This is a genomic window from Winogradskyella sp. J14-2 (assembly GCF_001971725.1).
Taxonomy (GTDB): Bacteria; Bacteroidota; Bacteroidia; order Flavobacteriales; family Flavobacteriaceae; genus Winogradskyella.
In genome coordinates this window covers 1,271,940-1,286,219 of the sequence record NZ_CP019388.1, presented here as the reverse complement: position 1 = coordinate 1,286,219, position 14,280 = coordinate 1,271,940, and the positions used below count along the sequence as shown (strand labels likewise).

Annotated in this window: 16 protein-coding genes; 14 read left to right on the top strand and 2 right to left on the bottom strand. The window is 34.6% G+C overall.

What is annotated here, in order from left to right; genetic code table 11:
• The first annotated feature begins 40 nt into the window (after positions 1 to 40).
• The 4 genes from BWZ20_RS06030 to msrA all read left to right on the top strand — a co-directional run bounded on the left by BWZ20_RS06030 (position 41) and on the right by msrA (position 3,360).
• Complete coding sequence (locus tag BWZ20_RS06030; RefSeq protein WP_076617697.1) at positions 41 to 1,135, top strand: Nif3-like dinuclear metal center hexameric protein; 1,095 nt, start codon at positions 41 to 43, stop codon at positions 1,133 to 1,135.
• 2 nt (positions 1,136 to 1,137) lie between these two features.
• On the top strand, positions 1,138 to 1,923 hold the full coding sequence (locus tag BWZ20_RS06025; RefSeq protein WP_076617696.1) for a zinc ribbon domain-containing protein: 786 nt from the start codon (positions 1,138 to 1,140) through the stop codon (positions 1,921 to 1,923).
• A 219-nt stretch (positions 1,924 to 2,142) separates the two neighbouring features.
• Positions 2,143 to 2,592 (top strand): hypothetical protein, encoded by a 450-nt coding sequence (locus BWZ20_RS06020; protein ID WP_157358332.1) that lies wholly within the window; start codon positions 2,143 to 2,145, stop codon positions 2,590 to 2,592.
• Positions 2,593 to 2,697: 105 nt separating this feature from the next.
• A complete protein-coding gene (msrA, locus tag BWZ20_RS06015; protein WP_076617690.1) occupies positions 2,698 to 3,360 on the top strand; it encodes a peptide-methionine (S)-S-oxide reductase MsrA in 663 nt (220 codons plus the stop codon).
• Between the two features lie 97 nt (positions 3,361 to 3,457).
• Here msrA and BWZ20_RS06010 read toward each other — a convergent pair whose 3' ends face one another.
• Positions 3,458 to 4,258 (bottom strand): class I SAM-dependent methyltransferase, encoded by an 801-nt coding sequence (locus BWZ20_RS06010; protein ID WP_076617688.1) that lies wholly within the window; start codon positions 4,256 to 4,258, stop codon positions 3,458 to 3,460.
• A gap of 39 nt (positions 4,259 to 4,297) precedes the next feature.
• Between BWZ20_RS06010 and BWZ20_RS06005 the strand changes: the two genes are divergently transcribed.
• On the top strand, positions 4,298 to 4,978 hold the full coding sequence (locus tag BWZ20_RS06005) for a hypothetical protein (RefSeq protein ID WP_076617685.1): 681 nt from the start codon (positions 4,298 to 4,300) through the stop codon (positions 4,976 to 4,978).
• Positions 4,979 to 5,125: 147 nt separating this feature from the next.
• Here the strand turns inward: BWZ20_RS06005 and BWZ20_RS06000 are convergent, their stop codons facing one another.
• A complete protein-coding gene (locus BWZ20_RS06000) occupies positions 5,126 to 5,545 on the bottom strand; it encodes a (4Fe-4S)-binding protein (protein ID WP_076617682.1) in 420 nt (139 codons plus the stop codon).
• A 132-nt stretch (positions 5,546 to 5,677) separates the two neighbouring features.
• On the opposite strand from BWZ20_RS06000, the gene kynU reads away from it, so the two are divergent.
• The 9 genes from kynU to BWZ20_RS05955 all read left to right on the top strand — a co-directional run bounded on the left by kynU (position 5,678) and on the right by BWZ20_RS05955 (position 14,229).
• Positions 5,678 to 6,946 carry a kynureninase gene (gene kynU / locus BWZ20_RS05995; RefSeq protein ID WP_076617680.1) on the top strand — a complete coding sequence of 423 codons (1,269 nt, stop codon included), beginning with the start codon at positions 5,678 to 5,680 and terminating at the stop codon, positions 6,944 to 6,946.
• A 70-nt stretch (positions 6,947 to 7,016) separates the two neighbouring features.
• Positions 7,017 to 8,435: an FAD-dependent oxidoreductase gene (locus tag BWZ20_RS05990; protein ID WP_076617677.1), complete on the top strand. Its 1,419-nt coding sequence runs from the start codon at positions 7,017 to 7,019 to the stop codon at positions 8,433 to 8,435.
• A 174-nt stretch (positions 8,436 to 8,609) separates the two neighbouring features.
• Positions 8,610 to 9,020 carry a RidA family protein gene (locus tag BWZ20_RS05985; RefSeq protein ID WP_076617674.1) on the top strand — a complete coding sequence of 137 codons (411 nt, stop codon included), beginning with the start codon at positions 8,610 to 8,612 and terminating at the stop codon, positions 9,018 to 9,020.
• Positions 9,021 to 9,028: 8 nt separating this feature from the next.
• Entirely contained in the window at positions 9,029 to 9,784 is a 756-nt protein-coding gene (locus tag BWZ20_RS05980) for a hypothetical protein (protein ID WP_076617672.1), read from the top strand.
• Positions 9,784 to 11,226, top strand: coding sequence for an aldehyde dehydrogenase (locus tag BWZ20_RS05975; protein WP_076617669.1), 1,443 nt, complete (start codon positions 9,784 to 9,786; stop codon positions 11,224 to 11,226). Before BWZ20_RS05980 ends, BWZ20_RS05975 begins: the two co-directional genes overlap by 1 nt.
• A gap of 36 nt (positions 11,227 to 11,262) precedes the next feature.
• Complete coding sequence (locus BWZ20_RS05970) at positions 11,263 to 11,580, top strand: GIY-YIG nuclease family protein (RefSeq protein WP_076617667.1); 318 nt, start codon at positions 11,263 to 11,265, stop codon at positions 11,578 to 11,580.
• A 33-nt stretch (positions 11,581 to 11,613) separates the two neighbouring features.
• The gene (locus BWZ20_RS05965) at positions 11,614 to 12,396 is read left to right on the top strand and encodes an SDR family oxidoreductase (protein ID WP_076617664.1); all 783 of its coding nucleotides are present in this window, start codon (positions 11,614 to 11,616) and stop codon (positions 12,394 to 12,396) included.
• Positions 12,397 to 12,584: 188 nt separating this feature from the next.
• Positions 12,585 to 13,076, top strand: a complete 492-nt coding sequence (locus tag BWZ20_RS05960; protein WP_076617662.1) for a 3-hydroxyanthranilate 3,4-dioxygenase — start codon at positions 12,585 to 12,587, stop codon at positions 13,074 to 13,076.
• A 67-nt stretch (positions 13,077 to 13,143) separates the two neighbouring features.
• Complete coding sequence (locus BWZ20_RS05955) at positions 13,144 to 14,229, top strand: amidohydrolase family protein (RefSeq protein WP_076617659.1); 1,086 nt, start codon at positions 13,144 to 13,146, stop codon at positions 14,227 to 14,229.
• The last annotated feature ends 51 nt before the right edge of the window (positions 14,230 to 14,280 follow it).

Sequence of the window (14,280 nt, the reverse complement as noted above, 5' to 3'; positions counted from 1 at the left end):
AAGCACTAAATTATATTATTTTTGAAACAAATATACACTTATGCTAGTACAAGATGTAATAAATCATTTACACGATTTGGCACCTTTAAATTATGCCGAAGATTTTGATAATGTAGGCCTTTTGGTAGGTGATAAAAATCAAAGAGTCACAGGTGTTTTGGTAACTTTAGATACGCTTGAAGCTGTTGTAGATGAAGCTATAGAAAACAACTGCAATCTCATTGTGAGTTTTCATCCTATCATTTTTAAAGGCCTAAAAAAACTGACCGGTAAAACCTATGTAGAGCGCGTTGTTATAAAAGCAATTCAGCATAAAATCGCAATTTTCTCAATACATACGGCTTTAGATAACGCATTTCAAGGTGTTAATTCAATAATCTGCGATCAGTTACAATTACAGAATAAAAAGATTTTAATACCACAAACTGGCACCTTAAAAAAGTTACAAACCTATGTACCTAACGAAAATGCTGAAGCATTAAGGGCAGCATTATTTAATGCAGGTGCAGGCAATATAGGTAATTACGATGCTTGTAGTTTTAATCTTGAAGGCAAAGGAACTTATAGAGGAAATGAAGAATCAAATCCAACAATAGGTGAAAAAGGCAAATTACATACCGAAAATGAAACCTTAATTTCAGCAGTATTTGCAAAGCATCTAGAATCTAAAATTTTAAAAACACTTTTTAATACACATCCTTATGAAGAAGTCGCTTACGAAGTTACCACGTTAGATAATACCAACCAGTATATAGGTATGGGAATGATTGGTGATTTGGCAGAAGAGATGCATGAGTTAGACTGTTTAAATTACGTAAAGCAAAAAATGAATACCAAATGCGTGAGACATTCAAAACTCCTCAATAAATCCATAAAAAAAATAGCGGTTTTAGGAGGTTCTGGAAGCTTTGCCATAAGCGCAGCTAAGGCATCTGGTGCAGACTTGTTAGTAACAGCAGATCTTAAATATCACGACTTTTTTAGTGCAGAAAACAATATTTTGTTAGCAGATATTGGTCATTATGAGAGTGAACAGTTCACAAAATCGTTTTTAGTAGACTATCTCTCGAAAAAAATTACTAATTTTGCAGTCATTTTATCAAAGACAAATACAAATCCGGTAAAGTATTTATAATTATGGCGAAAAAAGCTGAAGTTACTGTAGAAGAGCGTTTAAGAGCGCTTTACGATTTACAGTTAATAGACTCTAGAGTAGACGAAATAAGAAATGTGAGAGGTGAGCTTCCTTTAGAAGTAAGAGATTTAGAAGATGAGGTAGAAGGGTTAAATACCAGACTAGAGAAATTAAATGATAGCCTTGCTGTTATTGATGATGAGATTAAAGGAAAGAAAAATTTAATCGAAGAAGCTAAGGCTTTAATCAAAAAATATAGCGAGCAACAAAATAACGTTAGAAATAACAGAGAATACAATTCATTAACGAAAGAGATTGAATTTCAGGAACTAGAGATTCAGTTAGCTGAAAAACACATCAAAGAATTTAAGGCTCAGATAGAGCAGAAAAAAGAAGTTATTTCTGAAACTAAAGACCGTTTAAAAGATCGTAAAGAGCACCTTAAGCACAAAAAAGGTGAATTAAACGAAATCTTAAAAGAAACTGAAAAAGAAGAAGAAGCGCTTATTAGTAAATCTGAAGAGTACCAAAAGAAAATTGATGAACGTTTAGTAAAAGCGTATTTGAGAATTAGAAATAACGTAAAAAACGGTTTAGCTGTTGTGCCAATAGAGCGTGGTGCATCTGGTGGTTCTTTCTTTACTATTCCGCCACAAGTACAGGTAGAAATTGCTTCTCGTAAAAAAGTAATTACAGATGAGCACAGTGGTCGTATTCTAGTAGATGCTGCTTTAGCAGATGAAGAAAAAGAAAAAATGGATAAGTTATTTGCTAAACTAGCAAAGTAATTACCGTTAAATAATATTCTAAAAGCCTTCACGATTTGTGAGGGCTTTTTTGTGTAATACAATAATTAGAAAATAAATTAGTTGTTTGTAAAAAACAATAAATCAATTTTGAAAAAAATAAAATTCTTTACTATTCTGTTGCTAATTATTTGTATTGGATGCAGCTCTAAAGAAAATCAATAACCACAAGATCTCTATAATAAAAAGGCTAATGAGTTTGTGGCTACATTACTAAAATATCAAGATTTTAATTGTAATTGTGTAATAGAACCCAGACATACCTTGTTGGACTATATGAAAATAGAACGTCCAACTGGCAATATGGAAAAGGAAATTATGAAATGGACTAATATAAAATCACAAGGAGAAAAAGATAGTCTCAATACACTTTCAAAACAAGTTAATCTTAATACAACAATAATTGAAAGTGGGTATAAATTAATACCAGCTCGATTGGCAGATTCAATTGTTAGGATTAAAGATAGAGATGAAAGGATTCGGGTTATGGACTCACTTTGTCCTAAAGGATTTATGGCATTATCAAAGCCCTTTTTTAATAAATCAATGGATACAGTTTTTATACAAATAGATAACATGCCATATTCTTGTCTTTCTATGCCTATAAGTTTGTATTACTACTTAAATAATGATTGGATTATTAACTATTAGCCTAAAATTTTTTTGTAGACTTATTTAGTAAAACTTTAAAAGATTTCTTTAAGGAATTGTATTTTTATACGTCTATAGAAAAAGAAAAAAAATAAATATTAGCAGATGAAAAAGTTACTCATTGTATTAAGCATATCGCTTTACTTTAGCTGCCACAACCAGGCACAATCCAATCCAAAACAACAAGAAATTATTAATGCAGAACCTGTAGAAGTTCCTATGGAGGATGGTAAAGCAAAAGCCTACTTTGCAAGTGGATGTTTTTGGTGCGTAGAAGCAATTTACGAAAGTGTAAAAGGTGTTGAAGAAGTCTACAGTGGTTTTTCAGGTGGACATACAGATGACATTACGTACGAGAAAAGTCACTCAGGTACAACAGGCCATGCAGAAGCTGTGGAGGTAGTTTACGATCCAGAAGTAGTGAGTTTTTCAACATTGGTAGATGTATATTTTGGTTCTCAGAATCCAACACAAGTTAATGGTCAAGGACCAGATAAAGGGCCGCAATACCGTTCTATTATATTTTATCAAAATGATGAGCAAAAAGAAATTATAGAGAATAAGAAAGCAGCGCTTGCAAAAGAATTAGATGCGACAATAGCCGCTGAAGTATATCCATTTTTAAAATTTTATAAAGCGTCAGACTATCATCAGGATTTTGAAAAGCGAAATCCAAACCAGAGTTATGTAAGAGCTGTTTCTATTCCTCGATTAAATCGTTTTAAAGCTAAGTTTCCTGAGTTACTGAAGGATGAAGAGAAGCATTAATTTTTTCCATTGTCACATCGAGCGCAGTCGAGATGTCTATATGACTTAATAGTTTCAAGATTTCTCGACTACGCTCGAAATGACAGAATATTATCTATTATTTCTTAATCGCCTTAATCTCAAAAATCATTGGAAATAATTGATGTTTCATTTTGTACATGCCAGATTCAGTTTTAACTAAATTAGGAAAAACATCATAAGGGCTTTCATCATGTTCATTAAGATACTCAATCTGCAAGCCAGCTTCAATAAGTGCATTAACCACCTGTGAAAGTCCATGATTCCAACCATATTCCCTACTTACCATTTTAGAAGATTGATTGGCATACGTACCTTCGTATTCTTCATAAATCACTTCATCTTGGTTGTAATGGTGTTTCATTTTTGGCTCATCATCCACATAATCAAACATCCATAAGATAGGATGAAACTCTACCATATAAAAAGTACCACCAACCTTAAGACGTTCAGAAATCATTTTAGCCCAAGGTTTTAAATCTGGCAACCACCCAATAACTCCATAACTCGTATAAACAATATCAAAGGTTTTATTAATGTGCTTTGAAGTATCCAAAACATTACAACATACAAACTCAGCATCAAGGTTTAATTCGTTGTTTAATTGTTTTGCGAGTTTTATGCCTTCATCACTTAAATCTACACCAACACATTGCGCTCCCTTGCGTTGCCAACTTAAAGTGTCTTGTCCGAAATGGCATTGCAAATGCAAAAGTGATTTTCCTTTAACATTGCCTAAAGCATTCAGTTCATAAGGCATTAAAGAAGTTTTTCCAGCTTTAAAAGTTTCTAAATCATACATTTTGCTTTCTGCATGTATAGCTACTTTTTTATTCCAGGTTTCCTTATTAACGTCAAAATAATTAGCGTACTTATCCATGGTTGATTAATTTTGATGTAATTTAAAACATCTTTTTATATGAAACCATTTTACCTAAGCTTTATATGTCTGCTAATTCTTTCATCATGCAAATCTGAAAAGAAAGAAACTCCAAACAAAACAAAAGAAGCTGAATTACGTATCGTAGAAAAAATAGCGAATGCTCACGGTTATGAGAACTGGGTGAATGTTGAAAAAGTAGCATTCACTTTCAAAGTAGACAGAGATACTATAAAAGGTAGCGGTCGTTCATGGGTTTGGTTTCCAAAGAACGATAGTGTTTATATGAAGGCAGGAACACAAGAAGTAAGATACTCTAGGAAAAATCTAGACAGTGTGGCAGCCAATGTAGATAAAGCCTTTATAAATGACAAATTTTGGCTTCTAGTACCATTTCAATTGGTTTGGGATACATCTGCGACAATTTCTGAGCCAAAAAAAGTAGAATCGCCAATTAACAAAGAACAATTGGAGATGATTACAATTACCTATCCTGATGAAGGTGGTTACACACCTGGTGATGCCTATGATATTTATTTTGATGAAGATTATTTGATTAGAGAATGGACGTATAGACAAGGAAATTCACCAGAGCCATCCTTAAGTAATACCTTTGAAAATTATCAAGATTTCAACGGTATAAAAATAGCAATAGACCACAAAAAAGATAATGGTAATTGGAACTTAAATTTTACAGATGTAAGCATAACGCTTAAATAAAGAGATTAAAATTTTGGCATTACTTTTGTAATCTATAATGTAAGTTTCACGTGGGTCGTTAAGACTTAGAACGTATAGCTTACATTTTCCGCCTTTTGGCGTCTATATATATTCAAGCACTTTAGTTTATACAAGCTAAAGTGCTTTTTATCCTTTAAAATCTTGTTTAACATGGGCTCCATCACAGTAAGGCTTATTTTGCGAAGCACCACATCGGCAAAACGCGGTAGTCTTATTTTTGGTTTCTTGTTTTCCGTCTTTGTGGGTGACTTTTAGCGTGCCATAAATTAATAGCGGACCGTTTTCTAAAATTTCAACTTTAGTTTCTAAAATCTCTGAAGTTTTGTCCTCACTATCAGTCATATAATAGCTTAGTGCTCCTGATGGGCATTTTTTAACCGTTTTAATGATGTTGTCGGTTGTGCCTGAATCAATTTTTATCCAAGGTCGCTCCTTAGGTTGAAACACATCTGGTAAGCCCTTTACACACATTGCTGAATGAATGCATTTTTCAGCCTCCCAAACAACTGTGACTTCGCCGTTAGAATATTCTTTTGTATTGCCCATCTATAATTAGATTTTTAAAATTAGAATTCAACTCTTTTTCTTTAAAGGTACTAAAATTTAATCCTCAATCAGCCTTTTAATACTACACTTTAAATCCTTATTTTTGTTACAAACCGAAAAATCTATCTCAAATTGTTCAACTTTCAAACTAACCTAGAATACGCTAAACAGCAAGATGAGTTAGATAACTTATCCCATTACAGAAAACAATTTTATATCCCAAAAGATAATAACGGAAATGAGCTGATCTATCTATGTGGAAATTCTCTTGGATTACAACCAAAATCCACAAAAGAGTACATAAATCAAGAATTAGAGGATTGGGCAAATCTAGGGGTTGAAGGACATACACATGCTAAAAACCCATGGATGCCTTATCATGAGTTTTTAACAGAAGCTTCAGCAAAATTAGTAGGAGCAAAACCTATCGAAGTGGTTACGATGAACTCGTTAACGGCAAACCTGCATTTTATGATGGCGTCTTTTTACAAGCCAACAAAAAAACGTTATAAAATTTTAATAGAAAGCGATGCATTTCCTTCTGATAAATACGCAGTAGAGTCACAATTGCGTCATCATGGTTTTGATGATAAGGAAGGATTGTTGTTATGGAAGCCAAGGACAGGCGAAGAACTACTTAACTATGAGGATTTAGAACAAATTCTTGAAACTCATGGTAATGAAATAGCGTTAATAATGATTGGTGGTGTTAACTATTATACTGGGCAATATTTCGATTTAAAACGCGTTGCCAAATTAGGTCATAGCCACGGTTGTATGGTTGGTTTCGACTGTGCACATGGCGCAGGCAATGTAAAATTAGACTTGCATAATTCTGGTGCTGATTTTGCAGTATGGTGTACCTACAAATATTTAAATTCTGGACCAGGAAGTTTATCAGGTTGTTTTGTACACGAGCGACACGCTTATGATAAAAGCTTAAACCGCTTTGCAGGCTGGTGGAGCCATAATAAAGAAACGCGTTTCAATATGCGTCATGAGTTCGATGTATTGCCTGGAGCCGAAGGTTGGCAGCTGAGTAATCCACCTATTTTATCAATGGCGGCAATTAAGGCATCATTAGATATGTTTAACGAAGTTGGGATGGATAAACTCACAGAAAAATCTAAGAAACTGACAGGTTATTTTGAGTTTTTGTTGCAACAGTTAGGAGAAGATGTTATAAGAATTATTACTCCATCTAATCCTGAGGAACGAGGTTGCCAACTATCTATTCAAGTTTTAAATGCAGATAAATCACTACACCAAAAACTTACGGATGCAGGTGTTATAAGTGATTGGCGCGAACCTGATGTGATCCGTTGTGCACCAGTACCATTTTATAACAGTTTTGAAGATGTATTTAGAATGGTAGAAAAGTTGAAAGAAATTTTAAATTAAACTGTCATCTCGAGCGCAGTCGAGAGGTCATAAAAAGGTCTCTACTGGGCTCAACCAGACAACAAAAATAATGAAACAAAAAGAAAACATATTAATCATTGGTGCAGGTTTATGCGGCTCACTTTTAGCATTACGATTAGCACAAAGAGGATATAATGTCAATGTTTACGAAAGTAGACCAGATCTACGCACAACAGATATTTCCGCAGGTCGTTCTATCAATCTTGCTTTATCAGATCGCGGATTCAAAGCCTTACGTTTAGCTAATGTTGAAGATAAAGCGCGTGAGATATGTATCCCAATGAAAGGCAGACTCATGCACGATACCGAAGGTAATACCTTTGCGTCCAACTATTCTGGTCGCGATAACGAATACATCAACTCAATTTCAAGAGGCGATTTAAACGGAATGCTATTAACCGAAGCCGATACATACGACAATCTCACCATTCATTTTAATACCGAATGCGAAACGGTAGATTTAGATACCAATACTGTTCATTTTACAAACCGAAATACAAAAGAAACCTTTAACGTCACTGCAGACGTTATATTTGGTGCCGATGGAGCGGGTTCAGAATTAAGAAAAAGCTACTTTTTACAACGTAAATTCTTATTTAGTTTTTCTCAGAATTTTTTAACCCATGGTTATAAAGAGTTAGAAATTCCCGCAGCAAAAGACAGAAGTCATCAAATAAGCAAAGATTATCTACACATTTGGCCAAGAGGTGGTTATATGTTAATTGCCTTGCCAAATTTAGATGGAAGTTTCACCGTAACCTTATTTTTAAGTCATGAAGAAGGCGAGTATAATTTCAAAGATCTAGATACAGAAGACAAGATTAGAGCCTTTTTTCAAGCACAATTTCCAGATGCGTTAGCATTAATTCCAAACATAGCAGATGAATTTGCTAACAATCCAACGGGACCTTTGGGTACTATTAAGTGTTCACCATGGCATTTTAAAGGCAACACCTTAATTTTAGGTGATGCAGCGCATGCTGTTGTTCCGTTTTACGGTCAAGGGATGAATGCATCTTTTGAAGATGTCGCAGTTCTAGATAGTGTTATCGATAAGCACGAAGGAGACTGGGAAACGATTTTCAAAACCTATCAAAACGTAAGAAAAGCAGATGCAGATGCTATTGGCGAATTAGCTCAAGAGAATTATTACGAAATGCGCGATCACGTTGCTAATCCAATGTTCAAGAAAAAACGCCAGCTAGAAGTGCAGCTAGAAAAGCATTTTCCAGAGCACTATTTTTCAAAATACTCGATGGTAACATTCAATGAAAATATTGGTTATCATGAAGCCATGACTAAAGGTCGTGCGCAAGATAAAGCCATTTTAAACATGATTGTAGATAACGAGATATCGATAACAGCAGATATGACTTATGAGCAATTAGAAAAGGCTTTACAAAAAGTACAAGAAAAAACTAATGATATTATTGATGATGACAACGTTGCAAAAACAATGCATCACTAAATTCCTGCGAAAGCAGGAATCTCAAAAAAAAGTATAAACTGTCACTTCGAGCGTAGTCGAGAAGTCTATCCAAAAGACAGCTCTATTGGCTCATTATGACCCAATAATTATAAAAATAAATTCTGAATCAACACTTCGACAGGCTCAGTGTGACAATTCAGAGAGACGATCATTATGAATACAAACGCAGGAACCAAAGTAACACCAAGAGGCGCATATCCACACGTAAAAGTGGTAGGCGATTTCATTTTCGTGTCAGGAACCAGTTCAAGACGCGCAGACAATACCATTGCTGGTGTAGAACTTATTGACGAAATGAATACCAAAAAATTAGATATCGAAGTTCAAACCAGAGAAGTTTTAAAAAACATCGATAAAAATTTACAAACTGTTGGCGCAAGTCTAAAAGACGTTGTTGATGTGACCACATTTTTAGTAAATATGAACGATTTTGCTGGTTACAATAAAGCCTACGCTGAGTTTTTTGAAAAAGAAACAGGACCAACAAGAACAACCGTTGCTGTGCACCAATTACCACATCCTGATTTGCTGGTTGAGATTAAGGTGATGGCTTATAAAAAGTAGTTTACAAGATGAAAAAGTTCATTGCTTATTTTGATTATTTAGGGTACAAAGAGTTTATTATGAATAATGATAGTGAACATCATCACATTAGAGTTGGTCATATACAAAGAGACATAGAGTCTGCATTAGCTAAAGGAAAATATTATCATAGAGCGGGACAGATTATAAATGATGTAAGTGAATCACCATTAATAACTGTAAATATATCCGACACAGTATTGTTTTGGACTAAGGACGATTCCATTGAATCTTTCAAAGAATTATTGGAAGTTTGCTATGAATTTAACTGGTCTCAAAACAATTGGAATTTTCCAATCAGAGGGGCAATTATATATGATGAAATATATATTTTGGACGGCAAGATGAAAACGAAGACAGGTGGTTATTATAATGCTAATACTATTTATGGCAAAGGAATAGTAAATTCTCATATTAAAGCTGAAAGTCAAAACTGGGCAGGTACCGTTATAGACAATTCCATAATTGAAAAAATAAGAAGTTTTAATGATATTGAATTATTAGATTTTTTAAAAAAATTCGCAATTGAATATAAAGTACCATATAAACATACAACAAGTAATTCTGATGAATATGTACTAAAGCTAACGTCTAGAGAAACAATAGATTCTGACGAATTTGTTGTTTCTGTTGATAATATTATCGATGTATTTAAAATGGATAATAAGGAAACCAATAATCCTTCAGTAAAATCAAAAATTGATAACACAATTAAATTTGTTAATTTTTTAGGTGATATAATTTAATGTCTAGAATCAAAAACTACATAAACGGAGATTTCTTGCTTCCCATTGCTAATGGGTGGATTGACAACTACAACCCTTCAAATGGTGAAGTCTATGGACAAATTCCAAACTCTTCAAAAGACGACGTAGAACAAGCTTATCAAAGTGCTAAATCTGCTTTTCCTAGTTGGAGTCAAACTACATTAGAAGAGCGTAGCAGAATTCTAATTAAGATTTCAGAATTATTAGAAGCCAATTTAGACCGTTTTGCTGAAGCCGAAAGTAAGGACAACGGAAAACCCATAAGTCTCGCCAAAATGGTTGATATACCAAGAGCAGCAAGTAATTTCAGGTTTTTCGGAAATGCCATTACCCAATTTGCAAGCGAAAGTCACGAAAGCGTTGGTCAAAACGCTGTAAATTATACATTACGCCAACCTATTGGTGTTGTAGGCTGCATTAGTCCTTGGAATTTACCTTTGTATCTATTCACTTGGAAAATCGCACCGGCAATCGCAGCAGGTAATTGCGTCGTAGCCAAACCAAGCGAAGTCACACCAATGACAGCGTATTTGTTAGGCGAAATTTGCAACGAAGCAGGTTTACCTAAAGGCGTTTTAAATATTGTTCACGGTTTAGGCACTACGACAGGTCAAGCTATAGTAGAGCATCCAAGTATTAAAGCCATTAGTTTTACTGGCGGAACAGCAACTGGCGCACATATTGCCAAAGTTGCAGCACCAATGTTTAAAAAATTGTCTTTAGAATTAGGTGGAAAAAACCCAAACATCATTTTTGCTGATTGCGATTATGACGATATGTTGAACACAACGGTACGCTCGTCGTTTGCCAATCAAGGTCAGATTTGTTTATGCGGAAGCCGAATTTTTGTAGAGGAAGCGATTTATGGGAAATTCAAAACAGACTTTGTGAAAAAAGTAAATGCCTTAAAAGTTGGTCATCCTTCTGAAAAAGATACTAATATTGGTGCTTTAGTTTCAAAACCGCATCTTGAAAAGGTGAAAAGCTATATCGAAATTGCAAAAGAAGAAGGTGCAACTCTTTTATGTGGCGGTAATGAAGTTACTGTTGAAGGTTACGAAAACGGTTACTATTTACAACCAACGGTTGTTGAGGTAAATACAGATGAATGTCGCGTGAATCAAGAAGAAATTTTTGGTCCAGTCGTTACCATTATGCCATTTAAAACTGAAAACGACGTTTTAGAGATGGCTAACAAAGTAAAATACGGATTATCAGCAACGCTTTGGACAAATAACCTAAAACGAACGATGCGAATGAGCAACCAACTACAAGCAGGAATTGTTTGGGTAAACACTTGGATGATGCGCGATTTACGTACACCTTTTGGTGGCGTAAAAGCAAGTGGCGTTGGTCGCGAAGGTGGATTTGAAGCTTTACGCTTTTTTACTGAGGCTAAAAATGTGTGTGTAAAGTATTAATTTGATGTCGCCTCGAGCGCAGTCGAGAGGTTAATTATGAAAACGTATTATGTTTACATATTGAAATGTTCAGATGGGTTAACTTATACAGGAATAACAAATAACATATCTAGGAGATTTGAAGAACACCAAAACGGATTAAATAAAACATGTTTTACATATAACAGAAGGCCTTTAGAATTAATATTTCAACAAGAGTTTAACAATGCAGAACAAGCAATATATTTTGAAAAGAAAATAAAAAAATGGAGTGCAAAAAAGAAATTTGCTTTAGCTAATGGAGAGTATAATTTGTTGCAGATTTTAGCCGAATGTAGAAATGCAACACATTCTAATTATAAACTGAACAGTTAAGTAGGTCTCGACTGCGCTCGACCAGACAGAATTATGAATCTAAACTTAAACAACAAATACGCACTGGTTTGTGGTAGCACAGCAGGTATTGGTAAAGCAACTGCTTTAGCGTTAGCCGAAGAAGGTGCAAATATCACACTAGTTGCAAGAAACGAAGACAAGCTAAAGGCAGTTTTAGCTGAACTGCCAAAACACAGAAATCACGATTATATTGTAGCTGATTTTTCTAATCCAATGGAATTAAAAGAAAAAGTTGAAAGCTATATTAAAAACAATCACGGATTTCATGTGTTGGTAAACAACACTGGCGGACCAGCTGGTGGACCAGTTTTTAATGCAAAAATTGAAGAATTTGAAAGCGCTTTCACACAACATTTAAAATGTAATCATGTATTAGCTCAAGCTGTTGTTCCGTTTATGAAAGCTGAAGAATATGGACGTATAATTAATGTGATTTCAACATCTGTAAAACAGCCATTAGATGGACTTGGTGTAAGTAATACCATTCGTGGTGCAGTAGCTAACTGGAGTAAAACCTTAGCTAACGAGCTTGGACAGTATGGCATTACCGTAAATAATGTTTTACCAGGTGCAACTGGTACAGAACGTCTAACCGAAATTATTAAAAACAAAAGTGCTAAAACAGGCAAAACAGAAGACGAAGCTGCTAACGCCATGAAAAGCGCTGTTCCAGCAAAACGTTTTGCAAAACCAGAAGAATTAGCTGCAGCTATCACCTTTTTAGCAAGTGAAAAAGCGAGTTACATTAACGGCATTAACCTTCCGGTTGATGGTGGTAGAACAAAAAGTTTATAAGCCTGATATTTCAAAAATATTATTCTTAATTTTATTGAATTGATGAATCTGCGTTAAGGATTGAAGCGACATCCTTTTTTACGTCAGTTTGAGTGTTTTGCGAAGCATGAGCAAAATGTATCGAAAACAAGTAAAAAAGATATAGCGTAAAGCCTGACCCGATAGGGTAACGCCCAAAATATTATATTATGAGCAAATTATTTCCGCCTATTAATTTTAAAGCATGGATTGAAGAAAACCGTCACTTATTAAAGCCACCAGTAGGTAATAAAGTGGTTTGGAAGGATGCCGATGTTATTGTTATGGTTGTTGGTGGGCCAAACGACAGACAAGATTATCACTATAACGAAACACCTGAATTTTTCTATCAAATTGAAGGTGATATGGTTTTAAAAGTGATTGAAGATGGTGAATCAAAGGATATCCACATAAGAGAAGGTGAGATTTTTGTGTTACCACCAAAAGTACCACATTCACCTCAACGTAGCGCAAATACAGTTGGTTTGGTTATCGAGTATCCAAGACCAGAAGGTGTTATGGATAAATTACAATGGTACTCTGAAGAGGACACAAGTTTGATTTATGAAGAAGAATTTATGCTTGATAATATAGAAACTGATATGCCCGCTATTTTTGACCGTTATAACGACATGGTTAAAAAGGGTGCTTTTAAAAAATAAACCAAAATATATCTAACCAACACAAGAACAGTTACTAAAATTTAAAATTTGGTAATCCCTTTAACAAATGAGCAAACGCAAACTAAGAATTAACGGTCATTCTCATCTTCTTCCTTATCCTGAAGAAATCCCTGAATTTATGAAAGATAAAGGCATTTTTTGGGTCGATAAGGACCGTAAATTCATGCTTCAAAAAGATTGGAACAGACCTATTACAGATTCTAGCTTTTTCTTAAATGAGAAATTGGCTTGGATGGAGCATTTTAAAATTGACCATGCTGTTGTTCTTAATTTGTCGCAACTTTATGGTAACGGTTTGCGTCTAGAGGAAATGAAGCAGGCGCTTAGATTTCAGAATGATTTTAATGCACGCATACAGCACGATCACCCAAGTAAATTTACAACGGGTTTTGTGGTGCACCCTGGTTTTGTGCGTGGTGCTTGTTGGGAAATAGAGCGATGTGTTGAGGTTTTAGGAATGCGTTTGTTGTGTTTGCCAACACATTATATGGATACTATTGGGACTTGGCGTTGTATTTTTGATGAAGAAAACGAACCTATTTTTGAGCTGGCAGATAAGTATAATTTAGCGGTTGAAATTCACCCATACGATGGCGAAAAATTCATTAAACTAGAAAACACATCATGGCGTTTTCATTTAATTTGGATGCTGGCGCAATGTGCAGATGCTTATCATTTTTTAACCTTAAATGGTTACTACGAAAAGTATCCTAATATGCGAATTTGTTTTGCTCATGGAGGACAGTTAGCACAGATTAATCTTGGTCGTCGCATTCAAGGGTTTGATGGTAGACCAGATTTGTTTGAAGGTAAAAAGCATCCTCGTAAAGCGGTAGGCCATAAAAATATCTTTTTTGACACTTTAGTGCATGATACAGGTTCTTTAGAATTACTGATAAAAAATCAAGGTTCAAAACAAGTTATAATGGGATTAGATGACCCTTATCCATTAGGTGAAATGGAAAGTGCTAAACAATCGTCGTATCCTGGTAAAATTTTAGATTTGGCCATAGAACGAAAAATCATAAATGAGTCTGAACGCCATGCCATTTGGGAAGATAATATTGTACAGTGGTTGTGTGGTAATGATGAACAGGCTAAAGAAGATCTTATAACCAGAATTACTTCTTAGAATTACAATTTTCAAATTTTGTCTATATTTAAATTCTAATCATCAACTATA